We start from the raw sequence: 17,451 nt of genomic DNA, 5'->3' as shown, positions 1-17,451 counted from the left end.
GCCCCCCCGCCCGCCCCCCCCCCCCCCCCGGCCGCCCCCCCCCCCCCCCCCCGCGCCCCCCCCCCCCCCCCCCCCCCCCCCCCCCCCCCCCCCCCCCCCCCCCACCCCCCAAATTGTTGCTGAGATTGTCAACAAAAACGTTGACACTTTGGGAGCGGGGTCCTTAGCGTCGCCCCATCACACATCCCCTCCAGGCAAACTCCTCCTGGACGAGAGGAAAACAACGATGTCCTCCTCCTCCACGCCGCCCGCCCGCGGCAGCAGACTGGCCCTGCTGGTCGTCGGCCTGTGCTGGCTCGCCGTCCTCTTCGACGGCCTGGACATGTTCATCTACGGCTCGGTCCTGCCCCACATGCTCGAGGAGAAGGCCCTCGGCATCACCTCGGCCCAGGCCGGCGACCTCGGCAGCTACGCCACCTTCGGCATGCTCGTCGGCGCGCTGACCGCGGGGACGGTCGCCGACCGCGTCGGCCGCAAGAAGCTGATGGTCTCCTGCGTCGCGCTCTTCTCGCTGGCCTCCGGCCTCTGCGCGGTATCCGACGGCGTCGCCGTCTTCGGCCTCGGCCGGACCCTGGCCGGCCTCGGCCTCGGCGGCCTGCTCCCCACCGCGATCAGCATGGTCTCCGACTACGCCCCGCGCGCCCGCGCCGCCCTCACCATCGGCCTGCTGATGACCGCCCACCACGCCGGCGGCATCCTCTCCGCCTACGTGGCCCTGTGGATCGTCGAGCCGCTCGGCTGGCGCGCCGCCTTCTGGGTCTGTGTGGTCCCGCTCCTCTTCGTCCCCGTGCTCGCCCGGTTCCTGCCCGAGTCGCTGAGCTTCCTCGTCGCCCGCGGCCGCACGGAGGAGGCTCGCGCGCTGGCCGCCCGCTACGACGCCGAACTGCCCGCCGCCAAGGACCGGACCGTCGCCGGCGCCCCCTGGGCCAACCTGCTCGACCTGTTCCGCGGCGGTGAGTGGGTCCAGACCCTGCTGTACTGGCTGGCCTCCTTCGGCGGCCTGCTCCTCGTCTACGGCGTCGCCACCTGGCTGCCCACCCTGATGCGCGGCGAGGGCTACGAACTCGGCTCCGCGCTCACCTTCGTCGTCCTGTTCAACCTCGGCGGCATCGTGGGCATGCTGGTCGCCGGCCGGGCCTCCGACCGCTTCGGCGCCCCGCGTATCTCGGCGATCTGGTTCGCGCTGACCGCCGGCGGCGTCTTCCTGCTCAGCGTCCACATGCCACTCGCGCCGACCTTCGCCGTCGTCTTCCTCACCGGCGTGTTCCTCAACAGCGCCCAGACGATGATCTACGCGACCGTGTCCATCGGCTCCGCCCCCTCCCACCGCGCCACGGCGGTCGGCTGGACCTCCGGCATGGGCCGCTTCGGCGCGGTCTTCGGACCGTGGCTGGGCGGCCAGCTGCTCGCCGCGGACAAGGGCGACTGGGGCTTCACGGCCTTCGCCCTGGCCGGCACGGCGTCGACGGTCTTCATCGGCATCGCCGCGCTGCGGACCGCGCGGCCGGAGCGGCGGGACGGCGAACCGCGGCACCTGGTCGCCACCGGCTGAGTCCGGTCGCGCACCACCCGGTACGACCGCGGGGCGGCCCCAGGAGAAGGGGCCGCCCCGCGGTGCGTCACGGCTCAGCGCCCGGCACGCACCCCGTCCAGGGCGACGGCCAGCACCCGGTCGCGCTGGGCGTCGTCGAGGAAGTTCGTCGCGGTGATCCCGGCGACCATCCGCAGCAGATCGTCGAAGGCGATGTCGTCCCGCGCCCGTCCGGCCCGCTGCGCCCGCTCGAACAGCGGACCGCCCGCCGCGTACATCGACTCCCGGCACACCAGGAAGATCTCCGACTCGCCGTCCATCGCCTCCCGGATGGCCCGCTTGGTGGCCGTGTAGTCCACGAACCGGCGCAGCCACGCGTCCAGCGCCTCCCACGGCTCCCCGTCGGCGACCTCCTCGGCGTACCGGCACAGGTCGTTCACCTCACCCGCGTAGACGCTCTCGAACAGGTGCCGGCGGGTCGGGAAGTTCCGGTAGAGGGTGCCGATGCCGACCCCCGCCCGGCGGGCGACGTCCTCCAGGGAGGCCTCCGCGCCGTGCTCGGCGAACGCCTCGCGGGCCGCGGCCAGCAGGGCGTCGTAGTTGCGGGCGGCGTCCTTGCGGTGCGGTCGCCGGGACGCCACGATCTCGCTGACGGGGAACGGCTGGGCGGTCACGGCTGCCTCCCGGACGGGACTCGGATTGAAGCGGAGGGGTACCTCCGCTACAGTGGAGGGGTACCTCCACTTTAGCAGTGCGGGGTGTGATCGCCGTGGGCGCGTGCGGCCGCACGCGTCGACGGGCGCGTCGGCACCCCCTACCCCTCGATTCCCGTACCTCCGCGTACGACCTCCCTCACGGGCCCTGCGCCAGGCGCACCGCCCCCGTCCCGTGCCACCGTTCCGCGACCGCCTCCGACGGCCGCCGGAGTGCCCGACGCGGCCCGCGTGCCGCATCGGCCCCGCACCCGGCCACCGCGGCACGCCGGCCGCGCGGCGGCGGCCGCACCTGTTCGGATTCGGAGAGGCTCTCCATGCCCCGCTCGTCCACCCGCCTCACCTTCGCGGTCCTCGCGACCGGTGCCGGTGTGTTCTCCATGCTGCAGTCGCTGATCGCGCCGGCCCTGCCGACCGTCCAGCACGCGCTGCACACCTCGCAGTCCACCGCGACCTGGGTGATGACCGCGTATCTGCTGTCCGCCTCGGTGTTCACCCCGATCCTCGGCCGCGTCGGCGACCTGATCGGCCGCAAGCGGACCCTCGTCGGCGTCCTCGTCGCCGTGGCGGCCGGCTGCCTGCTCGCCGCCCTCGCGCCGACCATCGGCGTCCTCATCCTCGCCCGGGTCGTCCAGGGCGTCGGCGGCGCCCTGCTCCCGCTCTCCTTCGGCATCATCCGCGACGAGTTCCGGGCCTCCGAGGTGAGCGGCAGCATCAGCAGCCTGTCCGCCGTGATCGCCGCCGGCGGTGGCGTCGGCATGGTGGCGGCCGGCCCGATCGTCGCCGCACTCGACTACCGCTGGCTGTTCTGGATCCCCGTGGCCGTCGTCGCGGTGACCGTCCTGATCGCCCTGCGCTACATACCCGAGTCCCCCAACCGGTCCGAAGGCAGCGTCAGTTGGGCCGGCGCCGGGCTCCTCTCGGCCTGGCTGGTGGCCCTGCTGCTGCCGCTCAGCCAGGCCGGCGGCTGGGGCTGGGGCTCCGCCCGCGTCCTCGGGCTCCTCGGCGCCGCCGTCGTCCTGTTCGCGCTCTGGCTGTACGCCGAGTCCCGCTCCCGCAGCCCGCTGATCGACCTGCGTGTCATGCGGCTGCCCGCCGTGTGGACCACCAACACGGCCGCACTGCTCTTCGGCGCCGGCATGTACGCGATCTGGTCCTTCCTCCCCGGCTTCGTACAGACCCCGGACTCCGCGGGCTACGGCTTCGGCGCGAGCGTCACCACCGCCGGGCTGCTGATGCTGCCCATGCTGGTCGCGATGTTCCTCTCCGGGATGCTCAGCGGCCGACTGGAGCCGGTCGTGGGCGCCAAGGCGCTGCTGACGGCCGGTGCCGCGCTCGGCGCGCTCGCCTGCGCCGTCCTCGCCCTCTGGCACGGGCGGCAGTGGCAGGTCGCCCTGGCCGCCGGCGTGTTCGGCCTCGGCATCGGACTGGCCTTCGCCGCCATGGCCAACCTCATCGTCGGCAGCGTCCCAGCCGATCAGACCGGCGCCGCGACCGGCATGAACGCCAACATCCGCACCATCGGCGGCTCCATCGGCGCCGCGATCACCAGCGTCCTGGTCACCGGCCGGCTCCAGCCCTCGGGCCTGCCGTACGAGTCCGGCTACACCCGGGGCTTCACCCTGCTCGCCGTCCTCTGCCTCGCGGCGGCGGGCGCGGCCCTCCTGGTCCCGGCCCGCCGCGCCACCCGCCCGGCCTCCCCCTCCGTACGGACGGCCGCCCCGGAACCGAAGCACGAGGCCCCCGCCGTACGCGGCTGACCCGCGTCCCGATGCGGTACTGTTGACCTGCGTGATCACGCGGTTCGCCGCGTGAACCGCATCGGGACGTGGCGCAGCTTGGTAGCGCACTTGACTGGGGGTCAAGGGGTCGCAGGTTCAAATCCTGTCGTCCCGACTTTGCGAAGTCGCAGGCCGGGGGCCGCTTCAGGGGTAATCCGAAGCGGCCCCTCGGTCATTCCCGGGGACCACTTACGCCCGGCCGTCTCCGTGTCACCTGTTCTCTTCGCTGCTGTCGTGCTTGCCGGCGCCGGGGCGGTCGGCGCGGTGGCGGGTGCCGGGGAGCATCTCCTGCACCTTGGCCTTCAGGCCCTGCTTCACCATGGAGCCGCGGTCGCTGTCGCCCTTGAGGATCGCGGTGGCGGCGGCCTCGATCTGGTCCAGGGAGGCGTGCGGCGGGACGGGCGGGACGGCGGGGTCGGTGCGGAAGTCGATGACGAACGGCCGGTCGGCGGCGAGGGCCCGGTCCCAGGCGGCCTCGACCTGCTTGGGCTTCTCCACCCGGACGCCGTCCAGGCCGATGCGCCGGGCGATGTCCGCGTAGGGGAGGTCGGGAAGGTGCTGGGACTCCTCGAACTGCGGAGCGCCGGACATGGCGCGCATCTCCCAGGTGACCTGGTTGAGGTCGCCGTTGTTCAGCACGGCCACGATCAGCCGCGGGTCGGACCACTCGCGGTAGTACTTGGCGGCGGTGACCAGTTCCATCATGCCGTTCATCTGCATGGCGCCGTCGCCGACCAGGGCGATGGCGGGCCGGTCGGGATGGGCGAACTTCGCCCCGATGGCGTACGGCACGCCGGGCCCCATGGTGGCCAGGGTGCCGGACAGGGAGCCGCGCATCCGGCCGCGCAGCCGCAGGTGCCGGGCGTACCAGTTGGCGGCCGACCCGGAGTCGGCGGCGAGGATCGCGTCGTCGGGCAGCTTGCCGTCCAGGGCGTGGACGACGTACTCGGGGTTGACGGGGTCCGCGCTGACGGCGGCGCGGCGCTGCATGACCTCCCACCAGCGGGCGACGTTCTTCTCGACCTGCTCCCGCCACGCCCGGTCCTGCTTGCGGTGCAGCTTGGGCAGCAGGCGCCGGAGTGTCTCGCGGGCGTCGCCGACGAGGTTGACCTCGTTCGGGTAGCGCAGGCCGATCATGTGCGGGTCGATGTCGATCTGCACGGCCCGCGCCTGGTCCAGCTCCGGCATGAACTGCGTGTACGGGAAGCTGGAGCCGATCATCAGCAGGGTGTCGCACTCCCGCATCAGCTCGTAGGAGGGGCGGGTGCCCAGCAGCCCGATGGAGCCGGTGACGTAGGGCAGGTCGTCGGGCAGGGCGTCCTTGCCGAGCAGGGCCTTGGCCACCCCGGCACCGAGGACGTCCGCCAGCCGCTCGACCTCCTCACGTGCGCCGCGGGCACCCTGACCGATCAGGACCGCGACCTTCTCACCGGCGTTCAGCACGTCGGCGGCCCGCTGGAGGTCCTCGTCGGCCGGGACCGGCGCGTAGCGGCCCAGTCCGAGGCTGGAGGGCACCATCTTGAAGGCGTGCGTGGGCGGGCTGTAGTCCAGTTCCTGCACGTCGGCGGGGAGGATGATCGCGGTGACGGTGCGCTTGGCGTGAGCGGTGCGGAACGCCCGGTCGATCAGGTTCGGCAGCTGTTCGGGGACCATGGCGGTCTCGCAGAAGTCGGAGGCGACGTCCTTGTAGAGACTGGCGAGGTCCACTTCCTGCTGGTACGAGCCGCCCATGGCGCTGCGGTTGGTCTGCCCGACCAGCGCCACCACGGGCACGTGGTCCAGCTTGGCGTCGTAGAGTCCGTTCAGCAGGTGGATGGCGCCGGGCCCGGAGGTGGCCGCGCACACCCCGACCTTGCCGGAGAACTTCGCGTAGCCGACGGCCTGGAACGCGGACATCTCCTCGTGCCGGGACTGGACGAACTTCGGCTTGTTGTCCGCCCGTCCCCAGGCCGCCAGCAGACCGTTGATGCCGTCGCCCGCGTAGGCGAAGACGTGGTCGACATCCCACTCGCGCAGCCGCTGGAGGATGTAGTCGGACACCTTGGTGCTGGCCATGCGAGCTCCGTTCCGATCCCGTCGATGATCCACTGCCGATCCACTGCCCCCTGCGTCCGGAGCATGCGCGGCGGGCGCGCGGGGGTACGCCTTTTCAGGGGTAACCGTGCGGGTACGGGCGAAACGCCGCCCGCGTGGAGCCCGCCCGGCCGTTCGAGGAGCCGCCGATCGGGGGAGCCCCGCATGCGGGGTCCCGGCCCGGGCGTGAGCCTGGGGCCATGAGTATCCGTCCATGGGTGACAGTCGAGGCTCCGGACCACCGGGGGCTCCGCCGGGTCGTCGTAGGCGGTAGGACGGTGGGCAGCGCCTGGTCACTGGCCCAGCTGCGGGACGTACTCGGTCGCCTCGGTTATCCGAAGGACATGGACCTGGAGGACCCGGCGTCCGTGTACTGGCGCGGAGGGGACAGCGGAGAATGGCCCGACCGCGCCGGGCGAAGGCGCACGACCCTCGTGCTGATGGTGGCGGGAATGCTCGCTTCCATGGTCCTGAACATGGTGATCGGCTGGCCGGACGCCATCGGCGCCCTCACTTTCGCGCAACGGATGACCGGATCCCTGATCGTGCTGTCCGCCGTGGCGCAGGGTGCGGCGGTGATCGCGATGTTCGACTACTGGGGGAGGCGACAGCACAGGATTTCCGGGGCGGTCGCCCTGCTGGGGGTGCTCATCGCGTTCGCCACCGACGGTCTTCTGCTGTTGATATGGTTCGACGAAAAGGAATACACGCCTTATCTGCTGGTTTTCATGCCTCTCCTGGGATGGTCCCTGTGGGCGCTCTGGCTCCTCGTGCGGGAGAGGGCGTGGGAGGGGACCCCGCGACCGAAGACGTTCGCGGCCGGGGTGGTCGCCACGGGGACCCTGACCGCCGTGAGCCTGGCGTACTCCACCATCTACCAGCCCGCGGCAGCACCTATGCACTTCGTCCTGGAGGCAGAGTTCGGCGAGCCGCAGGCCGACCACAGGAATCCGTTCGTGGACGTCCCGCTGAAGTTCTACATGAAGAACGACGGAGGGATCCCGGTCTACATCATCAACAACAACTTCACCGTGTACGGCAGAGTCGCCGAACCTTCCGGGGGCGAGGACCGGCTCAAGGAGTGGAGAAAGAGTCTGGACGAGAACCGTGAGGAGGACGCCGAACGCTACGTCAACCGGTTGGAATTCACCAAAGTGAGCAGCGGGCGTCTCTACCAGCCGGGTTACTCACTCGATGTCGGACAGGAATACTCCATGGAGCGCGTGGTCCAGATCCCGGTGAACGCCGATTTCGACACGGTGAACGTCGACCTGCAGATCACGTACATGAGGAAGGACCGCGGGAAGATCGACGTGACTCAGTTCCGGCGCGCGCACCGCTCGTGGGAAAAGAGGGAGGGCCGGTACTACTGCCGTCCGGAAAAATGTGGAGAAGAAATCTATTACCACGGCAGGGTGCGGCACAACAACAATCTTGTCAATGTGACGCGCAAACCGCGTTATGTGACGGCGGTCTGGTCCCCCGGAGGAACCCCCCTGTATTCCATTTCGTCGTTCCACTTCGAGGGTGAGGTCGAGCGCTCGGAAGAGAGGAGGGACGTGGAAAGGTATGACGTCTCGACGGCTTACGCCGACACGGCGGTTCCCTTCGCGGAACTGCTGAAAGCGGTCGGAGAATGACCGGGTCGAGCCCTTACGCCTCCTCCTCGGCCATCTGGAGCCAGGTCTCCACCTCCACCCCCTGCCGGTCGAGGTGCCGAGCCGACTGCAGGCAGTGAAGCCCCGGAACGCCTATGGTGCCGAACAGTTCGTCCGCCGGTACGACGTGGTCGAGCCCGGTGATGAGCTGTGCGACTTCGATCGGGGTGTCGTCGTACGTGTTGTTCCGCAACTGGACCTGGACGTCGAGGGCGTCGGACCCGGACTCCTCGGCCTTCCAGTAGTCCTTCACCCCTTGGCTGTTCCAGCGTGCGGGAATCGTTTTCTCGAGGCCCCGGGTGAGACTGCGCTCGGAGACGGACCCGAAGACGGCATTGGTGCAGACTTCGGCCGACTCGCCGAGCGGCGCGTCCGGCAGCCCCTGGGCCAGGGCGACCTTCTTCAGCTGTTCGTTCAACCGGGCGAGCTGTTCGTCCGCTTCCTTCCGCGCTTCCTCCCGGTCCTCGTCCGACACCGTGGGATCGCTGCTGTCCTGCAGTGAGGAACTGGCTTCGTCCGCGGTCTGCGCGAGACCGATCCGATTCCCCTCGGACGTCTCGGACCGGCCGCTGGTCTCCAGCGCGACGCCTATCGTCGCCGCGTCCTGGCGGGGCTGCGGCGCGGCGCTGATCCCCCTCTTCGCCGGGCTCCCACCCGGCGCCGGGTACGAGCCCTCGTCCGGCACCAGGACCTGGTACACCTGGTTGATGCTGTTGACCAGGTGCTCCCTCGGCTCCCGCGGCGTTCCGGAGGCGCCGATCAGGTCCAGGACGGAGGTGCACCTCCGCACGGTCAGGACGGTCACGGCCCGCTCCTCGGCCGGAACGCTCGGGTCGCTGACCGTGTCCAATGCGGAGATCATGCGTTTCACGACCCCGATCAGCTTCTCCCGCACCTCGGCGGGTGTCCCGGGGTCATTGATCACATCCAGCGTGGCGGCGATGTCCTGCGCGCTCTCGATGACTCCTTCCCTCTCCTGCGGTGGCACATCCGGGTCTCCCACCGTCTCCAGGACGTCGGTCAGCTGTGTCACGCTCGACGTCAGTTCTTCAGGAGCCTCCGCTATTTTCTGATTCAGTTCTCCGGTTACTTCTTCGATTTCCTTCCCCTGATCCGTGACGGGATCGGGCGCCGTCGGAGGTGAATCCTCACCGGGGCCGGGTGATTGACCGGGGTCCGGTGTTCCGTCCGTCTTCTCCGTACCATTCGACGGGGTGCCGTCCGGTCCTGTCGGTCCCGTCGGCGGAGGCCCCGTGGGCGTCGGCTCCGCCGGCGGGGTGTCCGCGGGAGGCGTCGTCCCGGCGGGTGTTCCCGCCGGGATTCCGTCGCCGGAGTGAGACGCGGCCGCGGCAGCCGTCAGACCTGCGGGAAACGCGAGTGCCGCGGCCACGACGGATGCGCTGACAACGCGTGATACATGTCGCCGGGTGGTTGTGGCCATGGGGATTCCAGACGCGGTTGGCCTCGTACTGCGTCTCCCTCGCGCGCTCTGCCCTTTTGTGTGCGGCGCCGCGGAGAGATTGACGGATAAATCGGGTGATATGGGGCCGATGTCATTCCACTCTTCACCCGCACGGCGCGCTTTGCAACGCGAGGTCTCGCCGCCGCCGACGCCGCTGGAATTCTCCCCCACACCCCGTCGTCGATGCCGTGCGCCCCTCGCCGCAGGGCTCGGCCGCGGTCATCGCCGCACGCCACACCGGGTGAACACCGGGCGTGGCGTGGGCCGGGGACGCCGCCCTCCCCCGAAGGCGACGTCCCCGACCGCTTCCCCCGGCGCCGGACTGTGGCTCGGATCTCCGCGGGCGGCCGTCGTGCGCCGTCACCAGCACATGACCGCCGTCTCGCCCGGACCCCACGCGGAGTACAGGCGGACACGGACGTAATAGCGGCGGCCCTTGACCAGCCGGACCGCGATGGCCGCGTTGTGCGCGGTTCCCCCGTCGTCGTGGCCGGCGAGGAAACGGGGCTCCCCGTCCCGCTCCTCGAAGAGCACGACGACCCGGTCGGCCTCGCCGAAGGTGCCCACCGTGTAGTCGCGGGTCTCCGGCGGATCGATGCGGAAGTCCGCCTGCTCGCCGGGGCCCAGACCCAGCGGCACCGAACGGAACGGCACCAGCGGCGGCGGCCGCGGCGGATCGGCCGGCGGGTACCGGCGGAGCACGAACTCCTTGTCGGCGGGGGAGAGGGTGCCGGGCGGGTACACGCCCCCGTGGTACTGCTCCGGCTCCAGGATCAGCCCCGGCGGCAACGCGTACTGCATGATCGACTGCGGGTCCCAGACGGAGCCGTTGACCTCGTCCGGGCCGAGCCTGCGCAGGATGTTGTGGTAGGTCCTGTCCCGACTCCAGTGGTTCGGCGGGCCCGCCAGCTCGGCGTACACGGCCTCGTCGTCCCAGTGGATGGCGGCGTACGGGCTCTGGTGCTCGTGCTGCATGCCCAGTGCGTGCCCGATCTGGTGCAGGACGGTGGCGCGTTCCCCCGGCGCGGTCAGGTCCCAGCCGAAGTTCATGGTGCGCTCGTGCGCACCGACGCGGAGCGCGTCCCTGCCCACGGCCGACCAGGTGCCGTCACCGAGCTGGAACCCGATGCGCAGCTCCGCCTCGGTACGGTCGTGGACCTCGGTGAACGTCAGGCCCAGCCCGAGCCCCCGCCACTCCTCGAAGCACTCCCGCACGACGTCCCGCTGCTCCTCGGCCCCGCCCCACGACACCCACCGGGTCCGCCCGGTTCCGGGAACGGCGATCTCCGACCCCGCGGTGTCGCCGGAGAAGCAGTAGTGCAGCACGGTGCCGTTGACCCACAGCCGCCGCCCGCCGATCAGCGCGCCGAGCCGCCCGGCGGCCAGGCCCGGCGGATACGCGGGGTCCGGCTGCGGCGGCAGCGAGCAATGGCGGACGGTCATGGACCACAGACTGCCGTGCGGTGCGGCCGGGCGCCTGAGTCGGGGTCTGCTCAAGTGGCCCTGTATCAGGCGTGAGTAGCCGTGCTCCTGTTCTCGTGACGACTTCGCGACGGGATGCCACCGGGCCGTACGAGCCGAACGGGAAGGAGGCGGCGGCCCTTCGGCCGCCCTGGCCGTTCACCGGCCGGGAGGGCGAACTCGACCTGGTACGACGCTCACTGACCGGCCCGGGACGCGGGCTCGTGGTGACCGGACCGGCGGGACGGGGCAAGACCCGGCTCGTCACCGAGGCGGTGCGGGGCACCGACTGCGCCCGTGTCACCGGGACGCCGGGCACCCGGTACCTGCCCTTCGCCGCCTTCACCCCGCTGCTGCCCGAGCCCGTCACCCTGCACCACGCCCTGCGGCGGCTCTCCGGTGCGCGCACGCTGTTCGTCGACGACGCCCATCTGCTCGACGACGCCTCCGCCGCCCTGCTCCACCAGCTCGCCGTGCACGGACACACCCGGCTGCTGGTCGTCGTCGCCGACGGCGAACCGGTGCCCGCCGCCGTGTCCCGGCTGTGGACCGGGGAACTGCTGCCCCGGCTCGCCCTGCCGCCGCTGCCCCGGCAGGACACCGCGCGCCTGCTCGCGGCGGGCACGGACCCCGCCCCGGAGCCGCTCACCGCGAACCGGCTGCACCGGCTGTGCGACGGGGACCTGCGGCTGCTGCGGGACCTCCTGGACGCGGTACGCGCACACGGCCGGCCCACCGGGACACCGGGCACCTGGGAAGGGCGCGGCCCGCTGCCCCTGACCCCGGCCGTCCGCGAACGCACCGCCCACCTCCTGGACCGCGCCCGCCCCGAGGAGCGCGAGACGCTCGACCGCCTCGCCTTCGCCGAACCCCTGCCGCTCGACGGCGACGACCTCGACCTCACCGTCCTGGAACGCCTGGAGACCGCGGGCCTGGTCCGCGTCGACGACCACGGCGGCGTCCGCCTCGCCCACCCCCTGCACGGCCCGCTCCTGCGAGCCGCCGCCGGCCGGCTGCGCGCCCGCCGGCTCGCCCGCACCCCCGGGGACCGCGCCCCCGCCCTGGAGGCCGAGTCGGCGGAACTGACCCGGCGGATCGAACGGGCCGACGTGACGGCGGAGCCGGCGCCCGTCGGGGACCGGCTCGTGGACGAGGGGATGCCGGTCCCGGCCGGGTACGCGGCCCTGCGCGCCCGGTACGCGCGGCTGCGCGGCGCACTGCGGGAGGCGGCCGCATGGGCGCGCGAGGGCCTGCGCACCGCCCCCGCCGACCCGGCCTGCCGCACCGAGCTCACCCGCGCGGAGGGGACCCCGGAGGCGTACGGCGACCCGTACGACGCCGTACGCCTCGGCACCCCCGAACGGGCCGCCGGCCGACTCACCGGCGTCTTCGCCGACCACGCCGACGCCCTCGCGCGGGCCGACGGGCCCGCACTGGACCGGGTGGGCGAGGAGCTCGAGCGGCGGGGCTTCCTGCTGTTCGCCGCGGAGGCGCACGCGCAGGCCGTCTCCGTCCACCGGGAACCGCACGCCGCCCGCACCGCGCGCACCCGTGCGGCCGCGCTCGCCCGCCGCTGCGAGGACGCCCGCACGCCGGCGCTCGCGGGCCTCGCCTTCGGTGAACTCACCACCCGCCAGCGTCAGATCGTCGCGTTGGCCGCGGAGGGGCTGAGCAACCGGCAGATCGCGGAACGCCTCACCCTTTCCGTGCGCACGGTCGGCAACCACCTGTACGGGGCGTACACCCGGCTGGGCGCCCCCTTGCCCCGTCAGACCGCCTGACGGCTTGGCGGATTCCGTCTCGTCGGCGGCCGCGGGTCGTTCGTGGTCGCCCGCGCGGTTCCCCGCGCCCCTTGAGGCGGATCAGCTGCACCGACCTCAAAGGGGCGCGGGGCTGCGACGATGTGCGGCTCCGTCGCGTGGGCGCGGGCGACCACGGCTCACCCGCAGCCGCCCACGGCGGGATCAGGCCGCCCCGAAGGCGGTGAAGGCCCAGCCCGTCGCCCGGTGCAAAGCGTCCGGCGGCAGCGCGGCGCGGGCGTCGCGCAAGGCCTCCGCCAAGGAGAGGCCGGTGCCGAGGGCCTTGTGGAGGGCCACCATGAGGGGGACGACCGCCGCGTCGTTGACGGGGGCGCTGCACGCCACCACCCCCGCCGTGCCCAGCGGCAGCAACGCCGTGACCAGGCCGAGGAGTTCGTCGGCGCCCACCGTGGCGAACCGCGCGGTGTCGCAGCAGGACAGGATGATGCGGTACGGGCTGCGGTCCAGCCGCTCGAAGTCGTGCACGATCAGCGGCCCGTCGGCCATCCGCAGGGACGAGAACAGCGGGCCGTCCGCACGGAACGTGCCGTGCGCGGCGATGTGCGCCAGCCCCGCCCCGTCCAGCTCCCGCAGCACGCGCGGCACCGTCGCGTCGTCGTGCTCCAGGACGGTCGCGCCGCCGTAGTGGCCGGCCAGCTCGGGCACCTCCGCGCCACCCGTCGCGAGACCCGGACCGCGCACCAGCACCTGGCGTTCCCCGGGCGGCGGCGCCGTCTCCTTCGCGCGCAGCCAGCTGCTCGCCGACGGCGACACGCTCACCACCCGCTCCCGCAGCGAGGGCAGCAGCGCCCACGGCACCCGGTGCAGCCGCCCCGGCGGCACGATCACCACCGGGCCGTCACCGAGATGCGCCGCGGCCGGACCGAGCAGCAGCTCCTCCAGCCGGCGGCCCGCGGCCTCCACCACCGGCAGCCGCGCCTGCGCCCCCGGATGGGCCAGCCGCCGCAGCCCCGCCTGCACGTGCTCGGCCTCGGTCTCCGCCGCCGCCAGCAGCCCGGCCTCGAACCGCCGCACCCTGCCCCGCCCGCACAGCAGCACCTGCACCCGCCCGTCGAGCACGGCCAGTTCCACCAGCTGTCCGTCGCCGCTGTCGCCCAGCCGCGCGAGCAGCCGGCCGACGTCCAAGCGGTCACCGCCGTCGGGGGCCTCGCCGCGCATGTGCAGCGTCCGGGAGCGGATCTCCCGCTCCAGCCGCCGCTGTTCCCGCTCCAGCGCCGGCACGGGCCTGCCCTCCATGCGGGCCTCCTCCGCGCGGGCGGCGATCTCCCGGTAGGCGGTCATGCCGCTGAGCAGCGCCGGGTCGGCGGGCGGCCGGGTGGGCGGCGCGGACAGCGCGGTGGCCCGCCAGCGTTCGCTCCACACCAGCAGCCGCCGTGGTCCGCCCGAGACCAGACTGGCCTGCTGCGCGAGCGCGGCCAGCTCCGCGCCCTGCGCGGTGGCGCGGGCCCGCAGCTCCGAGGCGCCCAGCGTCATCCGGTGGTCGTCGAGCACGTCGAGACCGCGCCGGCAGGCCTCCAGCACGCCCCGCGCGGAACCGGCGGCCCGGGCGCGCAGCGCCTGCGCCGCCCAGCCCGTCATCCGCGCGAGCGGCGGCCCGCCGTGCCTGCTCCGCGCGGCGACCGCGAGATGCCGCTCCGCGTCCGCCGTCCAGCCCAGCTCCAGCGCGATCCGGCCGGCGAGCAGGGACGCCTCCGGCGCGGCCGGGGCACCGAGCGCGGCCAGCTTCTCCGCCACCGCCGCCGCGTCCGCGACCAGCCGGCCCGAACCGCGCCCGGCCGCGTGCCGGGCCCCGATCAGCACCAGCCGCGCGTGCGTCTCCCACCAGGTGCGCCGCTGCCCCGCGAACAGCCGCACCGCGAGCGCCGCGCGGGCGATCGCCGTCTGCGGCTCACCGGCCAGCCGGGCCGCCCGCGCGGCGGCCAGCAGCAGCTCCGCCCTGCGCGTGGACTGCCCGCCGATCCCGTCCAGCGCCCGCAGCGCCGCGTCCGCCTCGGCCAGTGCCTCCGCGGCGAGACCGGCCGCCATCAGCACCTCGCAGCGCCGGATGTTCAGCATGAACGTCGGCGTGCCGAGCTTGGCGTACCGCTCCTCCGCCTCGTCGAGCAGCCGCAGCGCCGCCGGGACGTCGCCCGCGCGGAACGCGGCCAGCCCCCGGCTCTCCACCGCGTCCGCCTTGTCGTGCTCCTGCCCGGTGGTGTCCCACAGCGCCTCGGCCGCCGTGAAGTCGGCGTTCGCCCGCTCCACCGAACCCAGCGCCAGGTGCACCGTCGCCCGCAGGGTCAGCGCCCGCGCCGTCCAGATCACGTCCTCGGCCTGCCGCAGTACGGGAATGGCCCGCCGTACGTCCTCCAGCGCCTCCTTGTGATGGCCCAGCACCCACCACGAGTACGCACGGCGGAACAGCACCCGCGCGCGGGTGTGCCCGGTGCCGCGCTCGACACCGCGCCCCAGCGCCTCCATGCCCTGCCGGGTGCGCCCCGCGTGCACCAGTGCGACCCCGAGCGTGGCGAGGACGTCCGCCTCCCGCTCGGCCGAGTCCGCGCGCGCCGCCCAGTCCCGGGCCCGGCGCAGATGCGTCAGGGCCAGCCGCATGTCGCCGAAGTCCCGCTGCCAGATGCCGATCACCTGATGGGCGACGGAGGCGTGCAGGGGAGGCGGACGGTCGCCCAGCACCTCTTCCGCCCTCGCCAGCGCCTCACCCGGGGCGGCGAACACCATCGGCAGCAGTTCCAGCACCGTGTCGCTTCCGGCTGTCACCCCACGATGGTAGTGGTCCGCAACCACGCCTCACAGGTGTGGCGTTGTATCAAACGCCCGCTCCCCGGCTCTGCATACACGACAGCTCCGCGGCACCGGCCGCCGTCGCACCAGTGGAGGACATGCCATGGCACCACAGCGATTCCGCGAGCAGTTCGCACAGATCCAGCGTTCGATGCCCGACGTGCCCCTGGCGATGGGTCCGGACGACGCGGGCGAGTTCCTCTACGAGAAGGGCGTCGTCCTCGCCCGCGACGGCGAGGAGGCCCGCGTCGTCGAGGACACCGTCCGACGGCACTTCACCACGTTCGCCGGCCTCACCCCGGACCAGGTGCGCCGGACGAGCCCGGAGACCAACCGCTCCGGCATCACCCGCATCCGGGTCGCCGACCCCGGCCGGGGCGACGGCAGCGGCGACCCGGCGGTCGCGGGAGCGCTGCGCGCGCTGTCGGCGGTCGAAGGCCGTGCCGGACACCGGCTGATCAGCCGCAACCACGTGGTGTCGATCGCGGTCAACGCCTGCCCGGGCGACGAGCCCGTGCCCGTACCGCGCGGCGGACGGCCCAACCCGGCCGCCGCCGACACCGCGCACGACCCGGACACCGCCGTCGGCGTGCTCGTCGTCGACACCGGCCTCATGCACGACCACCGCTCCTACCCGCCGCTCGCCCACACCCACGGCGACGCCCAGGTCGAGGAGTGCGGGGAGGGCGGCGTCCTGAAGCAGTACTGCGGGCACGGCACGTTCATCGCCGGACTCGTCGCAGCCGTCGCCCCCAACACCGACATCACCGTCCGCGGCACGCTCAACGACGCGGGCGCGGTCCTGGAGTCCGAGTTCGGCGAGAAGCTCTTCGAGGCCGTCGACCGGGACGGCTGGCCCGACGTCATCAGCCTCTCCGCCGGCACCTCCAACGGCCGCACCGACGGACTCCTCGGCGTCGACGCCTTCATGCGGGAGCTGCGTGAGCGGCACACCCTGCTGGTCGCCGCCGCCGGCAACAACGCCAGCGCGACGCCCTTCTGGCCCGCCGCCTACGCCGATCTGCCCGGCTACGAGAACGCCGTGCTCTCCGTCGGCGCGCTGCGCGGGGACGGCGAGTTCGGCGCCTGCTTCAGCAACCACGGCGGCTGGGTGAAGGCCTACGCCCCCGGCGAGCGCCTCACCAGCGCCCTCACCGGCTTCGACACGCCCGTCCCGTACGTGTACCAGCACTCCACCTACGACGCCTGCCGCTACGGCTTCACGTACGCCTGCACGTGCCACCACCCGCGCCACACCGGCGTGTTGAGCGAGGAAGGCGGCTCCGGCAAGCCGGACCAGGTGATGTTCGAGGGACTCGCCCAGTGGAGCGGGACCTCGTTCGCCACCCCCGTCGCCGCCGGCATGGTCGCCGCCCACATGACCGCGCAGGCGGAGACCGACCCGCGCAAGGCCTGCCGGCAACTGCTCGGCGCCACCACCGAGTACGCGCAAGTGCGCGGGGCGCACGTCCCGGCGCTCCTTCCGCCCACGTGGCGCCCCGTGCAGGTCTCGTCACCCTCGGCACGGGCATGAGGACCGGAGTCCTCCCCTCCACGGCGTACGATGACGTGCCGTACACGAGGGGTGGGACCGTGGAGCGTAGTGAAGTCGGCGCGTTGGTCCGGTCCGCTGTCGACGGCGACGCGGCGGCCTGGAAGGCGATCGTGGAGGGGCTGGGCCCACTGGTGTGGTCCGTGGTGCGCGCGCACCGGCTCTCCGACGCCGACGCGCACGAGGTCTACCAGACCGTGTGGTTCCGTTTCGCCCAGCACCTGGGGCGGATCCGGGAACCCGAGAAGACGGGCTCCTGGCTGGCCAGTACCGCGCGGCACGAGTGCCTGAAGGTGCACAGGGACGCGCGGCGGCTGATGCTGACGGACGATCCGCAGCTGCTGGACCGGGTCAGCGAGGACGGTGCGCCGGAGCAGTCGCTGCTGGAGTCGGAGGAGGCGGCGGCGCAGAGCGAACGCGTGCGGCGGCTGTGGCAGGAGTTCGAGGAACTGGGCGATCGGTGCAGGAAGCTGCTGCGCGTGCTGATCGCCTCGCCGCCGCCCAGTTATCAGGAGATCTCCGCCGCGCTCGACATCGCGGTGGGCAGCATCGGGCCGCTGCGCCAGCGCTGTCTGCGCCGGCTGCGGGCCCGGCTCGAGGCACGGGGGACGATGTGAAC

The 17,451-nt window shown here is 72.8% G+C and carries 11 protein-coding genes and 1 tRNA gene; 7 read left to right on the top strand and 5 right to left on the bottom strand.

Annotated elements, in window-relative coordinates; all coding sequences use genetic code 11:
* Positions 1-226: 226 nt before the first annotated feature.
* Positions 227-1,552 carry an MFS transporter gene (locus ACH5AO_RS00895; protein ID WP_398920392.1) on the top strand — a complete coding sequence of 442 codons (1,326 nt, stop codon included), beginning with the start codon at positions 227-229 and terminating at the stop codon, positions 1,550-1,552.
* Between the two features lie 74 nt (positions 1,553-1,626).
* Here ACH5AO_RS00895 and ACH5AO_RS00890 read toward each other — a convergent pair whose 3' ends face one another.
* Positions 1,627-2,205, bottom strand: coding sequence for a TetR/AcrR family transcriptional regulator (locus tag ACH5AO_RS00890; protein ID WP_398920390.1), 579 nt, complete (start codon positions 2,203-2,205; stop codon positions 1,627-1,629).
* Positions 2,206-2,561: 356 nt separating this feature from the next.
* On the opposite strand from ACH5AO_RS00890, the gene ACH5AO_RS00885 reads away from it, so the two are divergent.
* Both ACH5AO_RS00885 and ACH5AO_RS00880 read left to right on the top strand, forming a co-directional pair.
* Positions 2,562-4,004: an MFS transporter gene (locus ACH5AO_RS00885; RefSeq protein WP_398920389.1), complete on the top strand. Its 1,443-nt coding sequence runs from the start codon at positions 2,562-2,564 to the stop codon at positions 4,002-4,004.
* Positions 4,005-4,066: 62 nt separating this feature from the next.
* Positions 4,067-4,140: transfer RNA gene (locus ACH5AO_RS00880), tRNA-Pro, on the top strand.
* Between the two features lie 95 nt (positions 4,141-4,235).
* Here ACH5AO_RS00880 and ACH5AO_RS00875 read toward each other — a convergent pair.
* Entirely contained in the window at positions 4,236-6,080 is a 1,845-nt protein-coding gene (locus ACH5AO_RS00875) for a thiamine pyrophosphate-requiring protein (RefSeq protein WP_398920387.1), read from the bottom strand.
* 218 nt (positions 6,081-6,298) lie between these two features.
* Between ACH5AO_RS00875 and ACH5AO_RS00870 the strand changes: the two genes are divergently transcribed.
* Positions 6,299-7,738 carry a Yip1 family protein gene (locus ACH5AO_RS00870; RefSeq protein WP_398920386.1) on the top strand — a complete coding sequence of 480 codons (1,440 nt, stop codon included), beginning with the start codon at positions 6,299-6,301 and terminating at the stop codon, positions 7,736-7,738.
* Positions 7,739-7,751: 13 nt separating this feature from the next.
* Here the strand turns inward: ACH5AO_RS00870 and ACH5AO_RS00865 are convergent, their stop codons facing one another.
* On the bottom strand, positions 7,752-8,789 hold the full coding sequence (locus ACH5AO_RS00865) for a hypothetical protein (RefSeq protein WP_398920384.1): 1,038 nt from the start codon (positions 8,787-8,789) through the stop codon (positions 7,752-7,754).
* Positions 8,790-9,578: 789 nt separating this feature from the next.
* Positions 9,579-10,661, bottom strand: a complete 1,083-nt coding sequence (locus tag ACH5AO_RS00860; RefSeq protein WP_398920383.1) for a M12 family metallopeptidase — start codon at positions 10,659-10,661, stop codon at positions 9,579-9,581.
* Between the two features lie 95 nt (positions 10,662-10,756).
* Between ACH5AO_RS00860 and ACH5AO_RS00855 the strand changes: the two genes are divergently transcribed.
* Positions 10,757-12,460, top strand: coding sequence for a LuxR C-terminal-related transcriptional regulator (locus ACH5AO_RS00855; protein WP_398920381.1), 1,704 nt, complete (start codon positions 10,757-10,759; stop codon positions 12,458-12,460).
* 183 nt (positions 12,461-12,643) lie between these two features.
* On the opposite strand, the gene ACH5AO_RS00850 is transcribed toward ACH5AO_RS00855, so the two are convergent.
* Complete coding sequence (locus ACH5AO_RS00850; RefSeq protein WP_398921064.1) at positions 12,644-15,217, bottom strand: CHAT domain-containing protein; 2,574 nt, start codon at positions 15,215-15,217, stop codon at positions 12,644-12,646.
* Between the two features lie 166 nt (positions 15,218-15,383).
* Here ACH5AO_RS00850 and ACH5AO_RS00845 point away from each other — a divergent pair, with 166 nt between their 5' ends.
* Both ACH5AO_RS00845 and ACH5AO_RS00840 read left to right on the top strand, forming a co-directional pair.
* A complete protein-coding gene (locus tag ACH5AO_RS00845) occupies positions 15,384-16,814 on the top strand; it encodes a S8/S53 family peptidase (protein ID WP_398920379.1) in 1,431 nt (476 codons plus the stop codon).
* A gap of 59 nt (positions 16,815-16,873) precedes the next feature.
* A complete protein-coding gene (locus ACH5AO_RS00840; RefSeq protein ID WP_398920378.1) occupies positions 16,874-17,449 on the top strand; it encodes an RNA polymerase sigma factor in 576 nt (191 codons plus the stop codon).
* The last annotated feature ends 2 nt before the right edge of the window (positions 17,450-17,451 follow it).

The sequence above is a fragment of the Streptomyces sp. NPDC018964 genome (genome assembly GCF_044390325.1).
Taxonomy (GTDB): domain Bacteria; phylum Actinomycetota; class Actinomycetes; order Streptomycetales; family Streptomycetaceae; genus Streptomyces.
Note: the sequence above shows the minus strand (reverse complement) of the source record. Positions and strands in the feature narration are given on the sequence as shown.

What these genes read in the sequence shown, in the direction of transcription:
- ACH5AO_RS00845 (WP_398920379.1), top strand. Translation starts at nt 15,384, where the DNA reads ATGGCACCACAGCGATTCCGCGAGCAGTTCGCACAGATCCAGCGTTCG.
- ACH5AO_RS00870 (WP_398920386.1), top strand. Translation starts at nt 6,299, where the DNA reads ATGAGTATCCGTCCATGGGTGACAGTCGAGGCTCCGGACCACCGGGGG.
- ACH5AO_RS00860 (WP_398920383.1), bottom strand. Translation starts at nt 10,661, where the DNA reads ATGACCGTCCGCCATTGCTCGCTGCCGCCGCAGCCGGACCCCGCGTAT.
- ACH5AO_RS00895 (WP_398920392.1), top strand. Translation starts at nt 227, where the DNA reads ATGTCCTCCTCCTCCACGCCGCCCGCCCGCGGCAGCAGACTGGCCCTG.
- ACH5AO_RS00885 (WP_398920389.1), top strand. Translation starts at nt 2,562, where the DNA reads ATGCCCCGCTCGTCCACCCGCCTCACCTTCGCGGTCCTCGCGACCGGT.
- ACH5AO_RS00875 (WP_398920387.1), bottom strand. Translation starts at nt 6,080, where the DNA reads ATGGCCAGCACCAAGGTGTCCGACTACATCCTCCAGCGGCTGCGCGAG.
- ACH5AO_RS00850 (WP_398921064.1), bottom strand. Translation starts at nt 15,217, where the DNA reads ATGGTGTTCGCCGCCCCGGGTGAGGCGCTGGCGAGGGCGGAAGAGGTG.